The organism is Novimethylophilus kurashikiensis (assembly GCF_003112435.1).
Classification (GTDB): domain Bacteria; phylum Pseudomonadota; class Gammaproteobacteria; order Burkholderiales; family Methylophilaceae; genus Novimethylophilus; species Novimethylophilus kurashikiensis.
The window spans coordinates 12,693-33,884 of record NZ_BDOQ01000013.1; the positions used below are offsets into that span (position 1 = coordinate 12,693).

At 58.5% G+C, this 21,192-nt stretch carries 22 protein-coding genes and 1 pseudogene; 11 read left to right on the forward strand and 12 right to left on the reverse strand.

All coding sequences use genetic code 11. The annotated features are described in order from the left end of the window. Positions 1–2 precede the first annotated feature (2 nt). From NMK_RS12645 to NMK_RS19090, 7 genes are all read right to left on the reverse strand, one after another. On the reverse strand, positions 3–1,058 hold the full coding sequence (locus NMK_RS12645; protein ID WP_227871475.1) for an ADP-ribosylglycohydrolase family protein: 1,056 nt from the start codon (positions 1,056–1,058) through the stop codon (positions 3–5). A 419-nt stretch (positions 1,059–1,477) separates the two neighbouring features. Next, complete coding sequence (locus NMK_RS12650) at positions 1,478–1,804, reverse strand: BON domain-containing protein (protein ID WP_109016127.1); 327 nt, start codon at positions 1,802–1,804, stop codon at positions 1,478–1,480. Positions 1,805–1,939: 135 nt separating this feature from the next. Continuing rightward, positions 1,940–2,188 carry a hypothetical protein gene (locus NMK_RS12655; protein WP_227871476.1) on the reverse strand — a complete coding sequence of 83 codons (249 nt, stop codon included), beginning with the start codon at positions 2,186–2,188 and terminating at the stop codon, positions 1,940–1,942. A gap of 53 nt (positions 2,189–2,241) precedes the next feature. After that, complete coding sequence (locus NMK_RS12660; RefSeq protein ID WP_109016128.1) at positions 2,242–2,658, reverse strand: thioesterase family protein; 417 nt, start codon at positions 2,656–2,658, stop codon at positions 2,242–2,244. A gap of 13 nt (positions 2,659–2,671) precedes the next feature. Beyond that, on the reverse strand, positions 2,672–3,262 hold the full coding sequence (locus tag NMK_RS12665) for an LOG family protein (protein WP_109016129.1): 591 nt from the start codon (positions 3,260–3,262) through the stop codon (positions 2,672–2,674). A gap of 9 nt (positions 3,263–3,271) precedes the next feature. Beyond that, a complete protein-coding gene (locus NMK_RS12670) occupies positions 3,272–3,592 on the reverse strand; it encodes a YggL 50S ribosome-binding family protein (RefSeq protein WP_109016130.1) in 321 nt (106 codons plus the stop codon). Between the two features lie 179 nt (positions 3,593–3,771). Continuing rightward, positions 3,772–4,191, reverse strand: a complete 420-nt coding sequence (locus tag NMK_RS19090) for a KGG domain-containing protein (protein ID WP_109016131.1) — start codon at positions 4,189–4,191, stop codon at positions 3,772–3,774. 267 nt (positions 4,192–4,458) lie between these two features. Here NMK_RS19090 and NMK_RS12680 point away from each other — a divergent pair, with 267 nt between their 5' ends. Both NMK_RS12680 and NMK_RS12685 read left to right on the forward strand, forming a co-directional pair. Further along, entirely contained in the window at positions 4,459–6,165 is a 1,707-nt protein-coding gene (locus NMK_RS12680; RefSeq protein ID WP_109016132.1) for a PAS domain S-box protein, read from the forward strand. Further along, complete coding sequence (locus tag NMK_RS12685; protein ID WP_109016133.1) at positions 6,162–6,800, forward strand: response regulator; 639 nt, start codon at positions 6,162–6,164, stop codon at positions 6,798–6,800. Before NMK_RS12680 ends, NMK_RS12685 begins: the two co-directional genes overlap by 4 nt. A 176-nt stretch (positions 6,801–6,976) precedes the next feature. Here NMK_RS12685 and NMK_RS12690 read toward each other — a convergent pair whose 3' ends face one another. Beyond that, positions 6,977–7,654, reverse strand: coding sequence for a carbonic anhydrase family protein (locus tag NMK_RS12690; protein ID WP_109016134.1), 678 nt, complete (start codon positions 7,652–7,654; stop codon positions 6,977–6,979). 420 nt (positions 7,655–8,074) lie between these two features. Between NMK_RS12690 and NMK_RS18780 the strand changes: the two are divergent. Then, positions 8,075–8,221, forward strand: a pseudogene (locus tag NMK_RS18780) (DUF4236 domain-containing protein); the annotation flags it as partial. 13 nt (positions 8,222–8,234) lie between these two features. Here the strand turns inward: NMK_RS18780 and NMK_RS18785 are convergent. Further along, positions 8,235–8,375, reverse strand: a complete 141-nt coding sequence (locus NMK_RS18785) for a hypothetical protein (RefSeq protein ID WP_227871502.1) — start codon at positions 8,373–8,375, stop codon at positions 8,235–8,237. A gap of 128 nt (positions 8,376–8,503) precedes the next feature. Here NMK_RS18785 and NMK_RS18790 point away from each other — a divergent pair, with 128 nt between their 5' ends. Beyond that, entirely contained in the window at positions 8,504–9,187 is a 684-nt protein-coding gene (locus NMK_RS18790) for a hypothetical protein (RefSeq protein WP_227871503.1), read from the forward strand. A 192-nt stretch (positions 9,188–9,379) separates the two neighbouring features. Here NMK_RS18790 and NMK_RS12700 read toward each other — a convergent pair whose 3' ends face one another. Next, the gene (locus NMK_RS12700) at positions 9,380–9,727 is read right to left on the reverse strand and encodes a SpoIIAA family protein (protein WP_109016136.1); all 348 of its coding nucleotides are present in this window, start codon (positions 9,725–9,727) and stop codon (positions 9,380–9,382) included. A 136-nt stretch (positions 9,728–9,863) separates the two neighbouring features. On the opposite strand from NMK_RS12700, the gene NMK_RS12705 reads away from it, so the two are divergent. Both NMK_RS12705 and parC read left to right on the forward strand, forming a co-directional pair. Further along, a complete protein-coding gene (locus NMK_RS12705; RefSeq protein ID WP_109016137.1) occupies positions 9,864–11,819 on the forward strand; it encodes a DNA topoisomerase IV subunit B in 1,956 nt (651 codons plus the stop codon). A 10-nt stretch (positions 11,820–11,829) separates the two neighbouring features. Further along, the gene (gene parC, locus NMK_RS12710; RefSeq protein WP_109016138.1) at positions 11,830–14,316 is read left to right on the forward strand and encodes a DNA topoisomerase IV subunit A; all 2,487 of its coding nucleotides are present in this window, start codon (positions 11,830–11,832) and stop codon (positions 14,314–14,316) included. A gap of 61 nt (positions 14,317–14,377) precedes the next feature. Here parC and NMK_RS12715 read toward each other — a convergent pair whose 3' ends face one another. Continuing rightward, positions 14,378–14,746 carry an Mth938-like domain-containing protein gene (locus NMK_RS12715; protein WP_109016139.1) on the reverse strand — a complete coding sequence of 123 codons (369 nt, stop codon included), beginning with the start codon at positions 14,744–14,746 and terminating at the stop codon, positions 14,378–14,380. 73 nt (positions 14,747–14,819) lie between these two features. On the opposite strand from NMK_RS12715, the gene NMK_RS12720 reads away from it, so the two are divergent. The 5 genes from NMK_RS12720 (at position 14,820) to NMK_RS12740 (ending at position 20,545) form a co-directional block, all read left to right on the forward strand. Beyond that, the gene (locus NMK_RS12720; RefSeq protein WP_109016140.1) at positions 14,820–16,052 is read left to right on the forward strand and encodes a pyridoxal phosphate-dependent aminotransferase; all 1,233 of its coding nucleotides are present in this window, start codon (positions 14,820–14,822) and stop codon (positions 16,050–16,052) included. 24 nt (positions 16,053–16,076) lie between these two features. Next, positions 16,077–17,390: a homoserine dehydrogenase gene (locus NMK_RS12725; RefSeq protein WP_109016141.1), complete on the forward strand. Its 1,314-nt coding sequence runs from the start codon at positions 16,077–16,079 to the stop codon at positions 17,388–17,390. Positions 17,391–17,489: 99 nt separating this feature from the next. Next, positions 17,490–18,917 (forward strand): threonine synthase, encoded by a 1,428-nt coding sequence (thrC, locus tag NMK_RS12730; protein WP_109016142.1) that lies wholly within the window; start codon positions 17,490–17,492, stop codon positions 18,915–18,917. A gap of 165 nt (positions 18,918–19,082) precedes the next feature. Next, positions 19,083–19,823 carry an FkbM family methyltransferase gene (locus NMK_RS12735; protein WP_109016143.1) on the forward strand — a complete coding sequence of 247 codons (741 nt, stop codon included), beginning with the start codon at positions 19,083–19,085 and terminating at the stop codon, positions 19,821–19,823. Then, positions 19,820–20,545: a glycosyltransferase family 2 protein gene (locus NMK_RS12740; protein WP_109016144.1), complete on the forward strand. Its 726-nt coding sequence runs from the start codon at positions 19,820–19,822 to the stop codon at positions 20,543–20,545. The genes NMK_RS12735 and NMK_RS12740 overlap by 4 nt, the downstream gene beginning before the upstream one ends. Before the next feature lie 30 nt (positions 20,546–20,575). On the opposite strand, the gene NMK_RS12745 is transcribed toward NMK_RS12740, so the two are convergent. Continuing rightward, positions 20,576–21,139 (reverse strand): DUF1269 domain-containing family protein, encoded by a 564-nt coding sequence (locus NMK_RS12745; protein ID WP_109016145.1) that lies wholly within the window; start codon positions 21,137–21,139, stop codon positions 20,576–20,578. Positions 21,140–21,192: the final 53 nt, after the last annotated feature.

Below are 21,192 nucleotides of genomic sequence, written 5' to 3' on the forward strand. Positions count from 1 at the left end.
TTTCATAGTTGCGCCGATAGTTTTTGCGCGAGGGTGAGCCGTTCTCGGCTGTTTTCAAGACCGTCGATAAAGCGCTGCGGAATGCCTTCCAGCCCGACCTGCGCGCCCACCAGGGCGCCTGTCAGCATGGCGCGCGCCATGTTCTGGCCGCCGCCGTTGATCGCATGCAAAACCGCAGATTCGAAATCGTCGGCGAAGCGCGAAGCGAGGAAATACACCGCCGGCAACTGGTGGTAAATGGCGCACGGCATGCCGTAGACGATGGAGACTTTCCAGGCAGGCTCGATGCGGATTTCCGGGTCGAGCGCGGCAAGCGCCATGAATTGCGGGGTGAGCAGGGCGTCGGGGGAGGAAAACCGGCCGATATTGGACGGATCGGGGTCGCCGGGCTGCGGCGGCGCAAAGCCCTTGCGCACGACGGAATGAAACGGCAGCTCGCCGTTTTGCACCATGCCCATGAGCTTTCCGGAAAGCGCCGGCGTGAGTTTTTCGCCGTCAACCAGTTGCGAGAGTACCAGGCCGTAAGCCGTGGTCATGGCCACGATGGCTTCGTCGGCTTGCGTGAGTAGGCAGTTAGACGAGACGAAACGTGCCACGCGATCCGGCTGCTTGGCATAACGCGCGGCCAGTACGATGATACGCTCGGCGGCCTCGGTGGTATCGGCATGTCCGCCAGTCTCGTGCCACGATTTCTGCTGCTCTACACGACGTCGCCAAGCCTCGCGGATGGATTGACTGGTGTAACCGCCAGGGCCGTGGGCAGGTGTGCCGTCCAGTTGAGGGAACAGTTCCTCGTCCAGCATACGTGTGAAATCCGCCTCCACGTATTGCCCCTGATCGACGATGGAACGCAGCAACATCTCGAGGATGATACCGCTCTGCGAGGATTGCCCTGCCTGCATTCCGGCGTGGTAACGGCCGGGTTTGGGCGTGGTGTAGTCCGAAATCCACGGGCCGTGATCGCGACGCTGTTCGTCCAGGTTGTAATACCAGTGGCATCCCAGTCCTAAAGCATCGCCGATGAACGCGCCCATGATGGCGCCTGCAGCCCGGTCCATAGGATTCTCCTCAAGTTGTACCTGCATATTCTGCCTGATCGCGGTCGCTTGGTGCGGGTCTTGTTGGGACCATGGCGTGCTAGCGCACTGAGCTTGGCTGAGACGGCATTAGCATGATGATTTAAAACTTCCGATCGAACGAGAAGCGCGATGAGGCCGCCCTACGGACGCTTGCATTTATATCCCCGCATCCACTATCGCAACCGTTTCGCTGTCCACGCCAAATCGCTACACAGGCGAATGTGGGAGCCGGCTCCACTCGTTCCGGGGCGTATTCACTACCGTATTTCCAATCCGAACCGCCGTCTCAAGACGTACTCCGTTGGCCGCTTTTATTTGCTTTCGCACTGGCATAAGCACCGGGCATGAAAAAGGACGAGGGAATACTGCTCCTCGTCCTTCCTCCGACATTCAATCGGTCAATGCGCCATGTCGAGGGTAATGCGGTTGTCGACGGAAGTAACGCCTTCAACGGATTTTGCCAATTCAACGGCACGGTCGATCTCGGCCTGGCTCTTGGCCTTGCCGCTTAATTGCACAACGCCGGCGCTGTCGGTATCCACTTTGATGTGCATGGCGCTCACGCCTTTATCCTTGGCGAACTTGGCCTTGATCTTGGTCGTGATGACCGAGTCCTTCACAAACGTCTTGGCGGATTCGTGGTTGTCGGTATCGGCGGAATACCCTGCAACAGGGACTAGCAGGGCGCTAATCGTAAACAAGCATATTGCAAGAGTAGATTTCATGATGAACTCCTTCGGTTATTGGCTTTTCAGCCGTAATGGGTCGAAAACGACACTCGGCTGACTTACGGAAGGGTAAGTACTCAAACTATGCAAAAAAGGGCGGAAAAAGTTCGTTCGGTAACGAACGTTGAATAGCTATGAGGAAATTCGGGAGGAAACCCGCTCAGCATAACGGTTGCGAACATGCTGTGAGATGAAGGTGCTGAGTCCGCGGCCTGCGCGAGCAAGCTTTTTCATGGTCTCCACATGCGCTCGGCCCGTGCTGGCAATGTCGTATCGGTAAGCGTCGCCGTTGGCGAACCGGACGATGATGTAATCGGCGCCGATTTCAAAAGCTGCGACGCCTGACTCGCCGTTCAGGTTGGAATAACGCTGCATGACCATTCACCGTTCTCCGTGCCGTACTTTCAATGAGAGTCGGGCGAAACGGCGGGAGTTCAGTCGGATGTCATACCGTTACAGCGTTTGGATGCACCGCTGAGCAGTCGGTTTTCCGAGACGATGGCGCGCTTGTGCGTGCCCCGGCCGATTTCGCCGCCCTCGTCGCGGGCCACGACATCGAACAAATACAGCTTGCCTTCCATGCCCGTGAATACGGCTTCTGCAGTCACAGTTGCACCGAACGGTGTTGCCGCGCTATGTGTCACATTCACTTCTACACCCACGGATAATTGGTCGTCGACCACCAAGGAATGCAGCACGCGCGAGGCGGCCAGTTCCATCAGCCCAATCATGCGCGCTGTCGCAAGGACGGGCGGAAAACAGTCTTCCGCTTGCTGTGCGAGGATGCTGGCGAGATCGGACTCCTCCACCGTCATGGTCGCAGTGGCATTGGTTCCGGGCGTCAGGTTCATGGCATTCCTTGATTCAGGTTTGGGCTTCGGTCACCCAGCGTCCCAAGGGTGGTGGGTCGAAGCGTTGGAAGCGCTCGATGAGTTGATCCGGCGCCTCTTCGATCATGAGGATTTCACGATGCTTGGGCTTGACGAATTGCTCGGCCACGGCGTGATCGAGGAACGTGCGCAACGGATCGTAATACCCGTCGATGTTGAGCAGGCCGCAAGGCTTATTGTGGATGCCGAGCTGCGCCCAGGTGCAAATCTCGAACATTTCTTCCAGCGTCCCCAGGCCGCCGGGCAGGGCGATAAACCCGTCCGACAGCTCGGCCATTTTCGTCTTTCGCTCGTGCATGGACTGGGTGACATAGAGTTCTGTCAGATGGTCGTGCGCCACTTCCCATCGCACCAACGGCTCGGGAATGACGCCAATGGCGCGGCCGCCCAAGGCCAGCACTTCATCGGCAACCACGCCCATGATGCCCACGCTTGCCCCGCCGTAAACCAGCCCGATCCCGCGCTGTACCAAGGCTTGTGCCAGTTGCCGGGCGGCCTGGGCGTAAATCTCGGTGCGACCCGCGCTGGAACCGCAGTAGACGCAGATGTTACGGATGGACGGCATGGGAGAAATTTAAACGTACCACGCGTCCTGGAGTTCGGAGGCCCGCACCGCCTCGACCTCCGGGCGTGCTTTCAACCACGCAGCCGCTGCGCTGCGGTCTTCTTCGGTGGCAGAACCGCGGCTGAACTTGCACACGTAACCGCCGGTTGCCCAGCCGGCAAATGCGAGATCGCGCGGTTCGATCACTTCTGCCAGGAAAGCGTCGACCAGGGCTTCCACGCCTTCCGGGGTCAAGCCTTGATTGAGCGCTACTTCCAACTCGAAACCGAGTTCCTGGAATTCATCGACACGTAGTTTTTTGCGCAATCTGCGCGAGCGTTGCTTTGCCATGTTCCTGCCTGGGGAATTGTTTCAAGAAGGCGGCAGTATAGGCGTTAGACGGGGAAATGGGGAGTATTGGAGCGGCTTTCGCCTTAGCCAAAGACATCGGTGGTGAGTTGGCTGGATACCACATGAAAACGGCATGGGATTGCCATGCCGTAGAAAGGCTGTTGCTTTATCCCATTGCGCTACCTGCCGCCATGGCGATGCTCGCCGCCTTTACGGCCGATGTCGGACATGTGCTTGCTGTTTTGCACCGGGGATTTGCCGCTGCTACTGCCGCCGTGGCTGTTCTGTCCACCCTTGCGGCCGGCTGCGCTGGCTTCCTGGGAGGTGAATTCGTGCGCTGTGCCTTTTTGATGGGCGGCCTGTCCACCCTTGCGGCCGGCAGCGGCGGCTTCTTCGGAGGTAAATTCATGCGCAGTACCTTTGGCATGGGCAGCTTGTCCGCCCTTGCGGCCGGCGGCTGCGGCTTCTTCCGGCGTAAACTCATGCGCGGTGCCTTTGGCGTGTGCAGCCTGGCCGCCCTTGCTGGCGATTTCCCGTTGCTTCTGTTCGTCCATGGACGCAAACCCGCGATTGCTGGTACCTGATTTCTGTTGACTCATCTCAATCTCCTTAAATGTGTAGAGAAGTGCTGGTGGCCGGATTCAAGAAACGAGTGAGGCTTGGACCTTGGTTGTCACTACGGCCGAGACTGGCCCGTTTCTTGAAACTCAACCAAAGCGTTGTCTTTCGGTAAGAAGAAGTGACAAGGTAAGTCAGGCCGAGCCGCCATTCCGTGCGGTAGCAAACCCGTTGGCAAAAATTTGCTAAGGCCGAATGGCTGTTACGGCGAGGCTTCCCCGCGCTAAACAAGCATGTAAAATCGGGTTATGAGCCTGCGATTTAGATTGAATCTACTGATTACCGTGCTGCTGCTGATCTTCATGGCGGGCGTCGGTTTCGTCATCCTCAAGGACACGCGCACCTCGATCAAGGAGGGCGTGGAAGCGGCAGGACGGGTCACCACGCAGCTCCTGGATACGGTGATCGTAAGCTCCTACCGCAACCCCGAACTGGGACCGACCCATGAGGTGCTGAAAACATTTCTCGAATCCCTGGGCCATGTGCGCAGCCTGGATATCTCGCTTTACGACGGCAGCAGCCACCTGATCTATCTTTCGCCGCCATCGACTTACCGCACCGATGAAGAACCGCCTGCCTGGTTCGTCAAGCTCGTGGCGCCCGAACAGGAAGTTTCGGTCCGTCGCATCCGTTTCGGCCAACTAGTGCTGACTTCTAACCCCGGTGGGGCGATTCGCGAAGCGTGGACCGGGGTGCGCAACCTGTTCATGATCTGGCTGGGCTTTTTCGTGCTGCTGAACAGCGTGGTGTACTGGATGCTGGGACGCGCGTTGACGCCGGTGAATAGCATTCTTCGCGCCATCAACCGTATGGAACATGGCGACCTCGCCGTGCGCCTGCCAGGATTCCCGCTGCCGGAATACAACCGCATCGCGCAGAGCTTTAACAACATGGCGGCCTCATTGGAAGCCAGCACTATGGAAAGCCGGCGCCTGGCGCTGGTGGTCAAGCAGACGGGCGACGCCATCATGATCCACGACCTCAACGGCAATATCTCGCTGTGGAATCCGGCGGCCGAGCGCATGTTCGGCTATGCGGCGGAAGATATCATCGGCAAATCGGCGGAGCTACTGACGCCGCCGGGCCGCGAGAACGAACTTAGGCAAAACCTGGCCGCTATCGCCGAGCGTCGTCCCATCTATAACTACGATACCCAGCGCGTGACCCGTAGCGGTCGCCTGCTGGATGTCGCGCTTTCAGCCGCGCCGCTCATCGATCCGCAGCACAACAAGGTGGTGGGCGAGATCTGCACCTTGCGCGACATCACCGAGCGCAAGCATGCCGAAGAGGCCGAACGCAAGCTGGAAGAAAACCGCCAGCTCACCCAGCTGATCCAAAGCCATATCGAGGAAGAACGGCGCTCGCTGGCGCGTGAACTGCACGACGAGCTGGGGCAATACGTCACCGCCATCAAGACCTTCGCAGTCGCCATCAGCAACAAGGCCAAGGCGCAGATGCCGGAAATCGAGGGTGCGGCGCAGACCATTGCCGCTGCGGCCAATCATATCTACGACGGCATGCACAACATTATTCGCCAACTGCGTCCCGGCGCATTGGATAACCTTGGGTTGACCGAAACCCTGCGCGACGCGGTGACCAACTGGCAGGGCCAGTACCCGGAGATCGAATTCGACCTCGCGTTTTCCGGTAAACTCGGGGAACTCGGCGAGATGTTGAACATCAATCTCTACCGTATCGTGCAGGAATCGGTAACCAACGCGCTGCGTTATTCGCAGGCGACGCAGGTTTCGATTCAACTGGCACGGCTGGCAAGCGGGGAGGTTGAACTGACGGTCTGCGACAACGGCGTAGGCATGAACATCTGCAACGTAGACCAGACCCAGCATTTTGGCCTGCTGGGCATGCGCGAACGCGTGCAGTCGCTGCGGGGGACTTTCGAAGTCGAGTCCGAATTGGGTAAAGGGGTGAAGATCAAGGTGGTGATTCCGGTATGAGCACGATCAATGTCATGTTGGTGGACGACCACGCCGTGGTCCGCATGGGCTTCAAGCTGCTGCTGGAGTCGGCCCCGGACATCAAGGTGGTGGCCGAAGCCGATAGCGGCGAACAGGCGGTGCGCTGCTACAACGACCAGCATCCCGACGTGGTGGTGATGGACATTACCATGCCCGGCATCGGCGGCCTGGAAGCCATCGAACGCATCATGGCCCACGATTCGCAAGCCCGCATCCTGGTGCTGTCGGCGCATGAAGATTCGGTCCACCCCAAGCGGGTGTTGAATGCGGGCGCCCTGGGCTACCTCACCAAGCGCAGCGCCGCGGAAGAACTCATCAAGGCCATCCGCACCGTGGCCGGCCGCAAGATGTACCTGGAAGCCAGCATCGCGCAGCAAATGGCGATCCAGCAGATTTCCGGCGACAAGAATCCGGTAGACGTGCTCTCGGCGCGCGAATTCGAAGTCTTCATCGCGCTCGCCAAAGGCAAGACCACCAACGAAATCGCCGAAACCCTCAACTTAAGCCCGCGCACCGTGGGTACGCATCTTTACAACATCAAGCAGAAGCTAGGCGCGACGACGTCGGCGGATTTGGCACTCACTGCCATGCGCTGCGGCCTGATCGAGCCTTGATTGAACTATTTCATTCCGGAATTTCGAAGCGATTCCGGAATGAAGCTCGTAGCGCAGGCGGCTCCGCCTAATTCAGCAATGTTTCACTGATCTTCACAACCATGGAGTAGTTGCGCCCAGACCTATTAACCGACGTTCAGCCTTGAGAGCACAGGCATGGTCGGTCGGAAGCTCAGCTATGCTGCAACGACACCCTGCATCGATGTCTTGTCGTGCACCCAGGTGTCGTCAAAGAAGGTCACTTCGCCGTTGGCCAGGTTGTGTTTGGCGCCGATGATGCCTATCTTGCCGGCGGCAACCATGTGCTCGAGGATGTAGCTGCGGTTGATGATCGATCGCACTGAGCGGCGCACATTCAGGTCGGCAACATTCTCCACGAACGCAGTGTTCTTCGAATTGCGCCTTGCCAGATCCAGGGTGTGACTCTCTTCGTACACCGCCGGCTGGATCTTCGACAGCAGTTCGGTCAGGTTGCCAAGCTCAACATGGTCGCAGGCCCCCTTGATTGCGCCGCACGAGGTGTGTCCGAGCACGACAATGAGTTTCGACCCGGCCACGTGGCATGCGAACTCGAGACTACCCAGGATGTCGGTGTTGATTACGTTGCCGGCGATGCGTACGGAGAAGATGTCGCCAAGGCCTTGATCGAAGATCAATTCGGCTGACGTGCGGCTGTCGATGCAACTGACGATGGTAGCGAACGGCCATTGGCCGTCGCGCGTCTCGTTCGCCTGTTGCAGCAAATCGCGGCTGGCACGCAGGTTGTTAACGAAGCGGGCGTTGCCTTCCTTAAGGAACTGCAAGGCAAGTGCCGGGGTACAAGTGGCTTGAGTTTCGGAGGTATGCGTTTTCATGGTCTGACGTATTTTGATTTTCGATAATTGAGCTTGGCCGCGATGTTAACCATAAGCAGAAATAATTAATAATCGATATTAATTATCGTATGCATAGTCAAAAATCTATGAATACCAGTTCTCGCAAATTGCGCCTCTTGTCGAGGTGACCGGTCGGGCAGAGTCGCAAGCAGCTGTCAATTATCGGCCATAAGCAGACGGTGATTTCTCCTAATACCCTATCAAGTTTAATAGGTCTAAGCTTGAAGCGTTGCGTCCGGATTTGCTAATTATTATTATTGGACAGAGCTTCAGCTAACTTCACGAAATAAAAAGAAAAGACAGATGCTATCCACAACCCCTTCCTTATTGTTATACGGACGCACCGGTCCGTGTAATAACTGTTATGCCGCTTACATTCACGCCTTGGAGGTTTAGCCAATGAGCTTCTATCTGAGAAAGAGCATCAGTGTCGGGCCGTTGAGATTCAATCTGTCCAAGTCTGGAATCGGCGTGTCGGCTGGTGTAACTGGCCTTCGCTTTGGCGCCGGCCCACGAGGTAACTACGTTCATATGGGGCGAGGCGGCCTTTACTATCGCGCTACGCTTCCTCCATCATCGGCGCCCCGTAACTCGCCATCTCAGCCTCTTCCGCCATCTGCTCCTGAAATACCACCGGGAACTCACGCACCGTTGGAGGAAATCGAATCCGCCGACGTTTCTCAAATCGTCGATTCGTCATCGCGAGAACTCCTAGACGAGCTAAACCGAAAGCGTGCAAAGACTCGCCTGTGGCCTTTCGTTGCGGTTGCCTCAGTTGTAGTGCTTATTCTTGGTGCATCTTCAGGCTGGCCTGTCTGGCTCCTAGGCATGCTCGCAGTCGCCGCTGCCGCTGGAACATATGCAGCCCATACGCGAGATGCCCTACAAAAAACCGTTGTGCTCTTCTATGACCTTGACCCCGACATGGAAGCCGCCTACGCAAAGCTTCACACGGCCGCGAGTCAACTTGCCAATTGCGCGGCGGCTTGGCATATCGAGGCGTCTGGAAAAGTACATGATCGAAAATACCATGCGGGAGCAAGCGATCTTGTCCGCCGGAAGAGCACTTCCATTCGTAAGGCTGAACCACCATACGTCAAGACGAACATCGAAACCGTCGCTGTTGGTGTGGGTCGTCAAACGCTTCACTTTTTCCCTGACCGCGTTCTCGTATATGACCAGAACGGCGTGGGTGCCGTTGGCTATCAAGAACTGCACGTGGACGTAGGCGCAACCCGATTCATCGAGAGCGAGTCAGTTCCCCGAGATGCTGAAGTCGTTGATCGAACGTGGAAGTACGTTAACAAGTCCGGTGGCCCGGATAAACGATTCAAGGACAACAAGGAACTGCCCATCTGCCGATACGAGGAAGTCACTCTGTCGAGCCAGTCTGGGCTAAATGAAGTGCTTCAATTATCTCGGTGCGGTGCCGGAAGTGGTTTCGCTGAAGCTATTTCTTCGCTGGGCAAGAGCATGCCCAAGGAAGGTGCCTGTGTTGCACAAGCGGCATAACCCTGCGGTCCACCAGACGCTGCGCGAAGCCGCTCAGCGTCTGGTGACCTCCACGTTGATCGTCAGCTTTGGGTCGGAAGCGGAAGTTGGTAATCCGATCCCGCCCTCTAGGACACAAATCTAGCTGAGTGCAGCGAAGGCAGTCAGCGCCGACCTCGCTACAAGATCGAGGCAGGCTTCAAGTTCTTTCGCTTAATTAGCTTGCAACCACTCCAGCGCCGCATCTTCATTCTCGAACACCTCGATCACCGCATCCACGAACAGGTTGGAAAGCAGCGCTTCCCATTGCTGGAAGGTGTTTTCGGTGACGATGGCGATTTTCTCGAATGCGTTCGGACGATTGCGGGTGAAGCGTAGTTCTTCCAGCGCGACGTCCAGGGTCATTGAGATCATGTCGCGCAAATCGACGAGCAGGTTGACTTTGCCGTTGCGATGGACGACGACATCGACCTGTTGTTCGAATTCGCGGAAATCGGCGAGTGTGAATTCCCCCAGTACTGCGGCGGAGACGAGGTTGTTTTCGGTTTTGATGGTAATCATAGTGAATCCAGTCTAGGCCAGATTTTTACGGCATGCAACGGATGACCTAGTTGCAAAGGCTTGGGGCGAAGGCAGTAGAATGCTCCCGCTGAAGAACGGGTATCATTGCCCAGAACCAAGTCCCAAGTATAGAAACATGGCGAAAAATTACGACGAGTCATCGATCCGGGTACTGCGCAAGCTCGAGCCTATCCAGCTTCGTCCCGGCATGTACACGCGGACTACCGATCCGACGCACATCATTATCGAAGCGATCGACAACGCGGTGGACGAGGCAATGGCGGGCTACGCATCCGAGATCGAGGTCACCATGCATCGCGACGGCTCGGCCTCGGTGCGCGACAACGGACGCGGCATTCCGGTCGGCATCCATCCTGAGGAAAACGTGCCGACCGTGCAGGTGGTGTTTACCGTGATCCACTCCGGCGGCAAGTTCGCCAAGGATTCGGCGGATAGCTCGTACAAGTTCACCGGCGGTTTGCACGGGGTCGGCGTCTCGGTCACCAATGCGTTGTCGTCCCGGCTGGACGTGCGCGTCAAGCGCGAAGGCAAGGAGCATGCGATCGGCTTCGCCGATGGCGAGGTGGTCGAGCCGCTGAACGTCGTCTCCACCTGCCGTGCCAAGGATACGGGCACCTTCATCCACGCCTGGCCCAACCCCAAGTATTTCGATTCTCCCAACATTTCGCGCAGCGAGCTGGAATACCTGCTGCGCGCCAAGGCTATGCTGCTGCCGGGCGTCAAGGTGACGTTCAACTTCGAAACCGCCAACGGCTACGACACCAAGGAATGGACGTTCGAGCGCGGAATGACGCAGTATTTCGAACAGATGACGGCGGAAGAAGAGCTAGTGGCGCCGCTGTTTGCGGGCGAAAAATACCTCAAGGGCCACGAGGCGTTCTCGGATGGCGAAGGGCTGGCCTGGGCCATCGCCTGGTCGGCAGAATCCGGCGGCGGCGAATCCTACGTCAACCTGATCCCGACCCTGGCCGGTGGCACCCATGAATCGGGCTTGCGCGATGTGGTGTTCAACAGCGTTCGCACATTCGCCGAGCACCACGGCCTGATGCAGCGCAACGTCAAACTCACGGCCGATGATGTCTGGTCGCGGCTGCGCTTCGTGTTGTCGATCAAGATGGTGGACCCGGCCTTCGCAGGCCAGACCAAGGAAAAACTGTCCTCCCGCGAAGCGGTGCGCCTGGTTCAGTCCGCCATGAAGGATGCGCTGGATCTTTGGTTGAATGAGCACGTGCCGCATGCCACCAAGATTGCCGAGCTGGCGATCAAGCTGGCTGCCGCGCGGAGTAAGAACACCAAGGCCGTGGAGCGCAAGAAGTCGTCCGGCGTTGCCGTCATGCCGGGCAAGCTGACCGATTGCGAAATGACCGGCGCGGACGCCGAGTTGTTCCTGGTCGAGGGCGATTCTGCAGGCGGTTCGGCCAAGGGCGGTCGCGACAAGGAAACCCAAGCTATTCTGCCGTTGCGCGGCAAGGGCCTTAACTCGTGGGAAGTGGACCGTTCGCAGATTCTCGCCAACCAGGAAATCCAGAACATCGCCGTATCGCTCGGTATCGATCCGCACGGGTTGGAAGCCGAGATCGATTTGTCGGGCCTGCGCTACGGCCGGGTCATCCTGCTTTCGGACGCTGACGACGACGGCCTGCACATCCAGGCGCTGCTGCTCACCCTGTTTTTCCGTCATTTCCCGGCGCTGGTCAAAAACGGCCACGTCTACATCGCCCATCCGCCGCTTTTCCGCATCGACGTGCCCGCACAGGGCAAGGGCAAGCCGCCGCGCAAGCTGTACGCACTGGATAAAGATGAGCTTGCTTCTGTCGAGACGAGGCTGCGGCAAGAGGGCGTGAGGGAAGGTTCGTGGGATGTCTCCCGCTTCAAGGGTCTGGGCGAAATGGACGCCGACCAGCTGTGGGAAACAACTTTGTGCCCAGATACCCGCCGTCTGGTGCAGGTGCGTATCGGCGATGGTATCGAACAAGCCATCGAGGCATTCGAGACGCTTATGAGCAAGAGCAAGGCGCAGCGCCGCAAGGAGCTTCTCACCGAGTTCGACGCGGTGCTAGAGGAAGAGTAAGAGGAATTTCATGAGCGACAACGAAACTTTGGATCTCTTCGCCGAGGTGCCGGCTGCCGAGGCCGAGCAGCCTGCACCCAAACCGGACGCGACGCCGCCGGCGACTACCCCGGCCGAACAGGACGCCTTGCCGACCGTGATCCCGCCCGCCGGGCAAGACAGTGAGCCACCGGCCGAACCTCCCTTGCCGGAGCCCGAGCAACTGCCCGAGGACGAGTATCACAATCTCCGCGAATATACGCACAACATCTACATGCGGTATGCGCTGTCGGTGGTGAAGGATCGCGCCATTCCATCGGTTTCCGACGGCCAGAAGCCGGTGCAGCGCCGAATCCTCTACGCCATGCACCGCCTGGGACTGGTGTCTAACGCCAAGCCGATCAAGTCGGCACGCGTGGTGGGTGACGTGATCGGTAAATACCATCCGCACGGCGATTCGGCCTCGTATGAAGCCATGGTGCGCATGGCGCAGGATTTCGTATTGCGCTACCCGCTGGTGGATGGCCAGGGCAACTTCGGTTCGCTCGACGGCGATACCCCAGCCGCCATGCGTTATACAGAAGCGCGGCTCACGCGCTACGCCGAATTGCTGCTCTCCGAGGTGGATGCAGGCACGGTCGATTTCGTGCCCAACTACGACGGTTCGGAAGAAGAACCGGCCGACCTGCCTTCGCGTATGCCGTTCTTGTTGCTTAATGGCGCCTCGGGCATTGCGGTGGGCATGGCGACGGAATGCTTGCCCCACAACATGCGCGAAATGGCCGCCGCAGCCGTGGCGCTGATGCAGCGCGACGACCCCGCGAGCTTTACCACCGACGACCTGATGCAGCATGTGCAGGGGCCGGACTTTCCCGGCGGCGGGCAGATCATCTCCAGCCAGGCGGAAATCAAGGCGGCTTACGAAACCGGCCGCGGCAGCTTGCGGGTTCGCGCCCGCTGGGACATCGAAAAACAGGCGCGCGGCCAGTGGCGCATGGTCGTCAACGAACTGCCCTACGGCGTTTCGGTGCGCAAGGTGCTGGAAGAACTGGGCGAGATCACCGATCCCCAGCCCAAGGCCGGCAAGAAGGATCTCTCTGCCGAGCAGAAGGCGCTCAAGCAGGTGTTCCTGGATGCCATCGAAGTGCTGCGCGACGAATCGGGCAAGGATGCTGCTGTACGCATTGTCATCGAGCCGCGTTCCTCGCGCATGGACCAGGAACAGTTCATCGCGCTCCTGCTCACCCATACCAGCCTGGAGACCACCGCGCCCATCAACCTCGTGGCCTTGGGACTCAACGGCAAGCCGGCGCAGAAGAGCGTGGTGCAGATCCTCTCCGAATGGGTGGACTTCCGGTATGTGACCGTGCGTCGCCGGACCGAGACCCGTCTCGACAAGGTGCAAAAGCGCATCCACATCCTGGAAGGCCGCATGGCCGTGCTGCTCAATATCGACGAGGTGATCCGCATCATCCGCGAGTCTGACGAGCCCAAGCCGGCCTTGATGACGGCGTTCAAGCTCACGGACATCCAGGCCGAGGACATCCTGGAAATCCGCCTGCGGCAGTTGGCGCGGCTGGAAGCAATCAAGGTGGAATCCGAGCTCAACGACCTGCGCATCGAAGAGGGCGAGTTGCAGAACATCCTCGCCAACCGCGCCGTGATGCGCGATCTCATCATCAACGAAATCGAAACCGATGCCGCCAAGTACGGCGACGAGCGGCGGACCCTGATCGAGGCGGCGGACCGCGTTAGCCTGGACAAGACGGCCACCATTCCCGACGAGCCGTGCACGATTATCCTGTCGAAGAACGGCTGGGTACGGCAGCGGCAGGGCTACGACGTCGATCTCGCCACCATCAATTTCAAGGACGGCGACAGCCTGCTCGCGTTGGTGAAGACGCGCACCACGTATCCCATCAGCGTCCTGGATTCGACCGGGCGGGCCTACAGCTTGCCCATTGCGAGCATTCCCGGCGGACGCAGCGATGGCGCTCCGGTGACTTCCATGGTCGAACTGGCGCCCAAGGCCAAGGTGGTCGCGCTGCTATCGGGCAAGGAGGAACAGAAATTCCTGTTCGCGAATTCCGGCGGCTACGGCTACATCGCTGCCGCCAAGGACACGGCGACGCGTCAACGCGCCGGCAAGACCTTCATGACGGTGCAGGAGGGCGAAAACGTGCTGCCGCCGGTGGCGCTGCCTGCCGATGCTGCGTTCGTAGCCGGCCTTAGCAGCGACGGGCGGTTGCTGGTGTTCCCCATCGGCGAAATGAAAGAGCTTGCGGCCGGGCGCGGCGTGATCCTTATGGGGTTGGGCGATGCCGATCAACTCACGGCAGTTGCGCCGCTCAAGGAAGGCGCGAATCTAGTGTTGTCCGGCACCGGTCGCGGCGGCAAGGCGCAGGAAACCGTCGTCAAATGGGGCGAACTTTCCGCCCAAATTTCGCGCCGTGCTCGCAAGGGCCAGAAGCTGCCGGTGAAATTCAAGGTGGAAAGCCTGCGTCAGGCAGACGAGTGAGAAGCTTGATGAGTTGCTTGACGGCCCGTTTCGACGGGCCGTTTTTCATGGCGGGAATGGTTTAGATGATCAAGGCGGCGGCTACGTTACGGCCTTCTGCCATCAGGATGTTATACGTGCGGCAGGCTGCGGCAGTGTCCATTACTTCATAGCCGATGCCGGCATGGATCAGCAGCTTGAGGCAGGCTGCAGGCGGAAAGCTGATGCGGGCGCCGGTGCCGAGCAGCAGGACTTCCGGCTTCAACGCGATGGCCTCTTCGAAATGTTCTGCCGCCAATTGGGCGAAATCCGGTACCGGCCATTCGGGCACCAGTTGCCCCGGCATTATGATCAAACTGTCGGTATGGCGGGTTTCGTTGATCTGCACCCAGCCAGGGCCATAACCTGTGATGAGATTGTTGCCGTCGGGGCGTGTGAGGTGAAGCTTCATGGAATACCGGTAACTCAGCGTTTCGAGTAAAATATCACATTTTATTCAGACAGTTTGTCCGACGTCCGTCGCTATGCAGCCCATACTCAAATCGTCCAAGCTCAATAACGTCTGCTACGACATCCGCGGCCCGGTGCTCGCCCATGCCCGTCAAATGGAAGACGAAGGGCATCGCATCATCAAGCTCAACATCGGCAATCCTGCGCCGTTCGGCTTCGGTGCGCCTGAGGAAATCGTCCAGGACGTGATCCACAACCTGCCGGATGCCTCCGGCTACAGCGAGTCCAAGGGTCTGTTCGCGGCGCGCAAAGCGATCATGCACTACACGCAGGGCAAGAATATTCCTGGCGTGCAGATCGACGATATCTTCATCGGTAACGGCGTGTCCGAGCTCATCGTCATGGCGATGAACGCGCTGCTCAACAACGGCGACCAGGTTCTGGTCCCAGCGCCCGACTATCCGCTCTGGACGGCGGCCGTAAGCCTGTCTGGCGGTACGCCGCGCCACTACCTGTGCGACGAGCAATCCGGCTGGCTGCCCGATCTCAAGGATATCGAGAACAAGATCACCGCCAACACGCGCGGCATCGTCGTCATCAACCCGAACAACCCCACGGGGGCGTTGTACCCTAGGGAAATCCTTGAAGGCATCATCGAGATCGCCCGCCACCATGGGCTTATTATTTTCGCCGACGAAATCTACGACAAGGTGCTGTACGACGGCAACGAGCACACCTCCATCGCTTCGCTCGCGGACGACGTGCTGTTCGTCACCTTCAACGGTTTGTCCAAGAACTACCGCTCCTGCGGCTACCGCGCCGGCTGGATGGTGGTGTCGGGGCAGAAGAAGCATGCTGGCGACTACATCGAAGGCCTCAATATGCTGGCCTCGATGCGCCTCTGCGCAAACGTGCCGGGCCAGTTTGCCATTCAGACCGCGTTGGGCGGCTACCAGAGCATCAACGATCTCGTCGCACCTACCGGCCGTTTGTGCCGCCAGCGCGACCTCGCCTGGGAACTGCTCACCGATATCCCCGGCGTCACCTGCTACAAGCCCAAGGGCGCGATGTACCTGTTCCCGCGGCTCGACCCGGCCATGTACCCGATCCAGGACGACCAGCAGTTCATCCTCGAACTCCTGATCGAGGAAAAGGTGCTGCTGGTGCAGGGTACGGGCTTCAACTGGCCGCACCCCGACCACCTGCGCGTGGTGTTCCTGCCCAACGCCGACGACCTTACCGAATCCATTGGTCGCATCGCGCGCTTCCTGGACGGCTATCGCAAGAAACACGCAGTAGCTGCTTGAATTTTTGAAAAGTAACGAGAATTTATGAAACCCATCAACGTAGGCTTGCTTGGCATCGGCACCGTCGGCGGCGGCACGTACACCGTGCTCACCCGTAACCAGGAAGAAATCACCCGCCGTGCGGGCCGCCCCATCCGCATCGTCAAGGTAGCCGACCGCAACCTGGCGCTGGCGAAAGAGGTGACCAAGGGCGAAGTAGAGGTTACCGACGACGCCTTTGCCGTGGTCACCGACCCCAATGTCGATATCGTGGTCGAACTGATAGGCGGCTACACCGTCGCCAAGGAGTTGGTGCTCAAGGCCATCGAAAACGGCAAGCACGTCGTGACCGCCAACAAGGCCTTGCTGGCCGTGCATGGCAACGAGATTTTTGCCGCGGCGCAAAAGAAGGGCGTGATTGTCGCGTTCGAAGCGGCAGTCGCCGGCGGCATCCCCATCATCAAGGCACTACGTGAAGGCCTCACCGCCAACCGCATCGAATGGATCGCCGGCATCATCAACGGCACCACCAATTTCATCCTCACCGAGATGCGCGAGAAGGGCCTGGATTTCGCCGACGTGCTCAAGGAAGCGCAACGATTGGGTTATGCGGAAGCTGACCCCACGTTCGACGTGGAAGGTATCGACGCCGCCCATAAGCTCACCATCATGTCCGCGATCGGCTTCGGTATCCCGATGCAGTTCGACAAGGCTTATACCGAGGGCATCACCAAGCTGACCGGCGACGATATCCGTTACGCCGAGGAACTGGGGTATCGCGTCAAATTGCTGGGGATCACCCGCAAGACCGAGAAGGGCGTCGAATTGCGCGTGCACCCCACGCTGATTCCGGAAAAGCGCCTTATCGCCAACGTCAACGGCGCCATGAACGCCGTGCTGGTGATGGGCGACGCAGTCGGCCCGACCATGTACTACGGCGCCGGTGCCGGTGCTGAGCCGACGGCTTCTTCCGTGGTTGCAGACCTGGTCGATGTCACTCGCATGCACACCGCCGATCCGCACCATCGCGTACCGCACCTGGCCTTCCAGCCGGATCAATTGTCCGATCTGCCCATCCTGCCGATGGAAGACGTGCGTACGTCGTACTATCTGCGTCTTCGTGCCCAGGACAAGCCCGGCGTGCTGGCCGACATCACGCGCATCCTGGCCGACCAGGAGATTTCCATCGACGCCATGCTGCAAAAGGAACCCGACGAGGGCGAAGACCAGGCCGATATCATCATCCTCACCCACATCACGGTGGAGAGGAACATCAACCAGGCCATCGCCAAGATCGAAGCTCTGCCGACCATCAACGGCAAGGTGATCCGTATCCGCATGGAATCGTTATCGAGATAACAACCCAACCCCGTCATTCCGGGGCCGCTAAGCGGAACCCAGCAGCGTAAAAACTGGATTCCTGGGCAAGCCAGGAATGACGGCAGTGAAGGTCCAGACATGAAATACATCAGCACCCGCGGTAATTCCCCCGCACAAAGCTTCTCGCAAATCCTGCTCGGCGGCCTCGCCCCCGACGGCGGTCTGTACTTGCCGGAAAGCTATCCGCATTTCAGCGACGCCGACCTCACCGCCATGCGCGGCATGAGCTACGCCGATCTTGCGTTCACCATCCTGTCGCGTTTCATCGATGACATTCCGGCTACTGACCTGCGCACCATCGTCGATAAAACCTATCGCCCCGAAGTCTATTGCCATGTGCGCGCCGGACAGAATGCGGCCGATATCACGCCTACGCTGACGTTGGAACCGCACTTGAGCCTCTTGTCGCTCTCCAACGGCCCGACCCTGGCCTTCAAGGACATGGCCATGCAGTTGCTGGGCAACCTGTTTGAGTACGTGCTGGATAAGGTCGGCCAGGAGATCAACATCCTGGGCGCGACCTCCGGCGATACCGGCTCTGCGGCCGAATATGCCATGCGCGGCAAGAAGGGCATCAAGGTGTTCATGCTCTCGCCGCACCAGAAGATGAGCCGCTTCCAGACCGCGCAGATGTTCAGCCTGCAAGATCCCAACATCTTCAACATCGCCGTCAAGGGCGTGTTCGACGATGCCCAGGATATCGTCAAGGCCGTCTCCAACGATCACGCCTTCAAGGCCAAGCACAAGATCGGGGCCGTCAACTCGATCAACTGGGCGCGCGTCGCGGCGCAGATCGTGTACTACTTCAAGGGCTATTTCGCGGTTACCCAAAGCAACAGCGAAAAGGTCAGCTTCTCGGTACCGTCCGGCAACTTCGGTAACATCTGCGCCGGGCACATCGCCAGAATGATGGGCCTGCCCATCGACAAGCTCATCGTTGCCACCAACGAAAACGACGTGCTGGACGAATTCTTCCGCACCGGTGTTTATCGTCCGCGCGACTCCGCCCACACCTACCACACCAGCAGCCCGTCCATGGACATCAGCAAGGCTTCCAACTTTGAACGCTTTGTGTTCGACTTGGTGGGCCGCGATAGCGCCAAGATGCGCGAGCTATGGAGCGAGGTGGACCAGGGTGGGGCCTTCGACCTCAACGAAGGCGGTTATTTCGCCAAGGTGGGCGACTACGGCTTCGTCTCTGGCGCCAGCAACCACGAGATGCGCATGAAGATGATCCGCTGGGTCCACGACGAATACGGCGTCACCATCGATACGCACACCGCTGACGGCCTCAAAGTGGGGCTGGAATGCCGCGAACGCGGAGACAACCTGGTCGTGCTCGAAACTGCATTGCCGGCCAAGTTCGAAGATGCCATTCAGGAAGCCTTGGGTCACACGCCGGAGCGTCCTGCCGACCTGGTCGGGCTGGAAGATTTGCCGCAGCGTTTCGAAGTGATGGCAGCGGATGCGAATGCGATAAAAAGCTTTATCGCAGAACGTACCTGAGAGATTTCTGCTGGTAGCAAACAAAAAGCCGAGTTCAATCTCGGCTTTTTGCTTTTAGGGCGTTCTATTTCAATGCTTTCGACAGCCTGGCGCTCCTGCGAACATTTGCATTTCCTAATGAAATGCGACACGATTCCCTGCACATAAAACAGATAAGGCTGCACCTTGAAGGCCAACATCCAAAGCATGGAACCATCCACAGCACAGCGTACGATACGCAAGGAAGATCTCGGCATTATCTATGGCGAGTACACGCTTGGTCGGGTGATGAGCATGATCGATGTCGACATGGTTTTCGACGTGGGCGCCAATATCGGCCAGTACGGGCTCCTGATGCGTCACCATATGGGATATCGTGGACCGCTCATAAGCTTCGAGCCTATTCCGCGCGCGGTGGCTCAACTTAAAACGCTAAGCTCGCAAGACCCGTCCTGGCAGGTAAAAGAATGTGCCTTGGACGACCGCCGAGGCCGGGCTGCTTTCAACGTCATGGCAGGCGACCAGTTCAGCTCGCTGCTCGCACCCAGCAAGCAGTTCGAAGGCCGCTTTTTCGGCCAGCACACGATACGCGAGGTGATTGAGGTTGACGTCATCGCGCTCGATGATGCCGTCAGTGAGGTCCCGCCATTTTCCCGAGGGTTGTTGAAGCTCGATACGCAAGGGAACGAACTGCGTATTCTTCGAGGCGCCGCCCAGGCACTACGCCATTTTCCCGCCATCCAGCTCGAGGTCGGATTCCAGCCGCTTTATGAAGGCGCGGCCGGCTTTGATGAGGCAGTGCAAACTCTGAATGACTTGGGCTACGCGTTGTGTGCTTTATTTCCCAACAACTACGGCCATTTTCCATATCTGTTGGAAATGGATGCCATCTTCCTGCGCCGCGAGCTTTATCCTGCATTCCCATGACCTCGTCTTCTGGCCCCATTTTGAACGATCCTTTGATTTCCTGTTTGTGCGTGACTCGCAACCGCGTGCCGATGCTGAAGCGGGCGGTGTCGTGTTTCCAGAACCAAACTTATCCGAATCGGGAGCTCGTCGTTATTTACGAAGCAGACGACCCGGAGACACGGGAGTATCTTGCGAGCATCGATTCACCGATAATTCGCCCGCTGGAAGTCAGAACCTCTCCCAAGCTTGCTCTAGGTGCCCTACGTAATATTTCAATTGAGTTCAGTCGGGGCCATTATCTGGCGCAGTGGGACGACGACGATTGGCACGGCCCCGAGCGCTTGGCGGAGCAGATGACCGCCATTCAACAAAGCGAGCGGCCGGTGTGTGTGTTGATGCGTTGGATCATCTTCGATGAATTGACCAAAATGGCGTATCTGTCTGCAACGCGAGCATGGGAGGGCAGCATTCTGGCTGCGCGCGAGGCATTACCTAAATATCCGGAGCTCTCCAAGGGAGAGGACACGGTTGTCATCGAACGATTGCTCTCGGAAAGAAAGCTCACCGGCCTGGACAAATCCCATCTGTATATCTACACCTATCATGGATCGAATACCTGGGAGCGGTCGCACTGGGAACAAAAAATCCTTCCTTATTCTCAACCCTTGAGTATCGAGAGCCAGATGCAGGTCCAGCGCGTGCTCGAAATCGAAGGCGGACAGGGTGAGTCCGCCCCTTGAGTTTAGCCAGTAAGCAAGCCGAGCAGCTGCTTACGCCGAAAACAACTCATCCCTCAACGCCGGTGCCTTGAACGGCTTATACACATCCAGCACCGAGGTCCTGGTGGTTTCAATCACGGTCGTGGCCTTGATCATTTCTTCAACCGCGCCGTGCGCCAGCAGTAAAAATTCGTCTTTCTTCAGCGCAAGCTCGTAATGCAGCACGCTGTTCTTGGGGATGCCCAGACTATAGAGCGCGGCGCCCAAGGTAGATAGACCGCCCACTACAATGGCGCCCTCGATGGAGGCGATCAGCATGGCGGCGAGCTTGCCCAAGACCACGACTGGGCCGGTCGGCGGCAGCGTGACGACGGCGCCGCCCAGGAACAAGCCCCAAAGCCCGCCCCAGAATGCGCCGGCCTTGCCCCAGAATTTCATCCTTGCGCCGGTATTGTAGAAGCCGACGACTTTTTCCTCGCTGTTATAGCCTTTACCGATAATGCTGAAATTTTCCATGTCGCAGCCGGCGTCGATGAGTTTGCCGACCGCGCTGTCGACGTCGTCATGGTCGTTGAAGACGGCAATGACGGTGTATTGCGCGTGCTTGGTGGTCATGGTGGATGTCCGAAAAGTGAGCAATAAAGCTGAGTAGACTGAACCTCTGAAAC

Bases quoted from the DNA above. Each gene is read 5' to 3' on its own strand.
- NMK_RS12645 (WP_227871475.1), bottom strand. From the start codon at position 1,058: ATGGACCGGGCTGCAGGCGCCATCATGGGCGCGTTCATCGGCGATGCT.
- NMK_RS12650 (WP_109016127.1), bottom strand. From the start codon at position 1,804: ATGAAATCTACTCTTGCAATATGCTTGTTTACGATTAGCGCCCTGCTA.
- NMK_RS12655 (WP_227871476.1), bottom strand. From the start codon at position 2,188: ATGGTCATGCAGCGTTATTCCAACCTGAACGGCGAGTCAGGCGTCGCA.
- NMK_RS12660 (WP_109016128.1), bottom strand. From the start codon at position 2,658: ATGAACCTGACGCCCGGAACCAATGCCACTGCGACCATGACGGTGGAG.
- NMK_RS12665 (WP_109016129.1), bottom strand. From the start codon at position 3,262: ATGCCGTCCATCCGTAACATCTGCGTCTACTGCGGTTCCAGCGCGGGT.
- NMK_RS12670 (WP_109016130.1), bottom strand. From the start codon at position 3,592: ATGGCAAAGCAACGCTCGCGCAGATTGCGCAAAAAACTACGTGTCGAT.
- NMK_RS19090 (WP_109016131.1), bottom strand. From the start codon at position 4,191: ATGAGTCAACAGAAATCAGGTACCAGCAATCGCGGGTTTGCGTCCATG.
- NMK_RS12680 (WP_109016132.1), top strand. From the start codon at position 4,459: ATGAGCCTGCGATTTAGATTGAATCTACTGATTACCGTGCTGCTGCTG.
- NMK_RS12685 (WP_109016133.1), top strand. From the start codon at position 6,162: ATGAGCACGATCAATGTCATGTTGGTGGACGACCACGCCGTGGTCCGC.
- NMK_RS12690 (WP_109016134.1), bottom strand. From the start codon at position 7,654: ATGAAAACGCATACCTCCGAAACTCAAGCCACTTGTACCCCGGCACTT.
- NMK_RS18785 (WP_227871502.1), bottom strand. From the start codon at position 8,375: ATGACGAATCGACGATTTGAGAAACGTCGGCGGATTCGATTTCCTCCA.
- NMK_RS18790 (WP_227871503.1), top strand. From the start codon at position 8,504: ATGCTCGCAGTCGCCGCTGCCGCTGGAACATATGCAGCCCATACGCGA.
- NMK_RS12700 (WP_109016136.1), bottom strand. From the start codon at position 9,727: ATGATTACCATCAAAACCGAAAACAACCTCGTCTCCGCCGCAGTACTG.
- NMK_RS12705 (WP_109016137.1), top strand. From the start codon at position 9,864: ATGGCGAAAAATTACGACGAGTCATCGATCCGGGTACTGCGCAAGCTC.
- parC (WP_109016138.1), top strand. From the start codon at position 11,830: ATGAGCGACAACGAAACTTTGGATCTCTTCGCCGAGGTGCCGGCTGCC.
- NMK_RS12715 (WP_109016139.1), bottom strand. From the start codon at position 14,746: ATGAAGCTTCACCTCACACGCCCCGACGGCAACAATCTCATCACAGGT.
- NMK_RS12720 (WP_109016140.1), top strand. From the start codon at position 14,820: ATGCAGCCCATACTCAAATCGTCCAAGCTCAATAACGTCTGCTACGAC.
- NMK_RS12725 (WP_109016141.1), top strand. From the start codon at position 16,077: ATGAAACCCATCAACGTAGGCTTGCTTGGCATCGGCACCGTCGGCGGC.
- thrC (WP_109016142.1), top strand. From the start codon at position 17,490: ATGAAATACATCAGCACCCGCGGTAATTCCCCCGCACAAAGCTTCTCG.
- NMK_RS12740 (WP_109016144.1), top strand. From the start codon at position 19,820: ATGACCTCGTCTTCTGGCCCCATTTTGAACGATCCTTTGATTTCCTGT.
- NMK_RS12745 (WP_109016145.1), bottom strand. From the start codon at position 21,139: ATGACCACCAAGCACGCGCAATACACCGTCATTGCCGTCTTCAACGAC.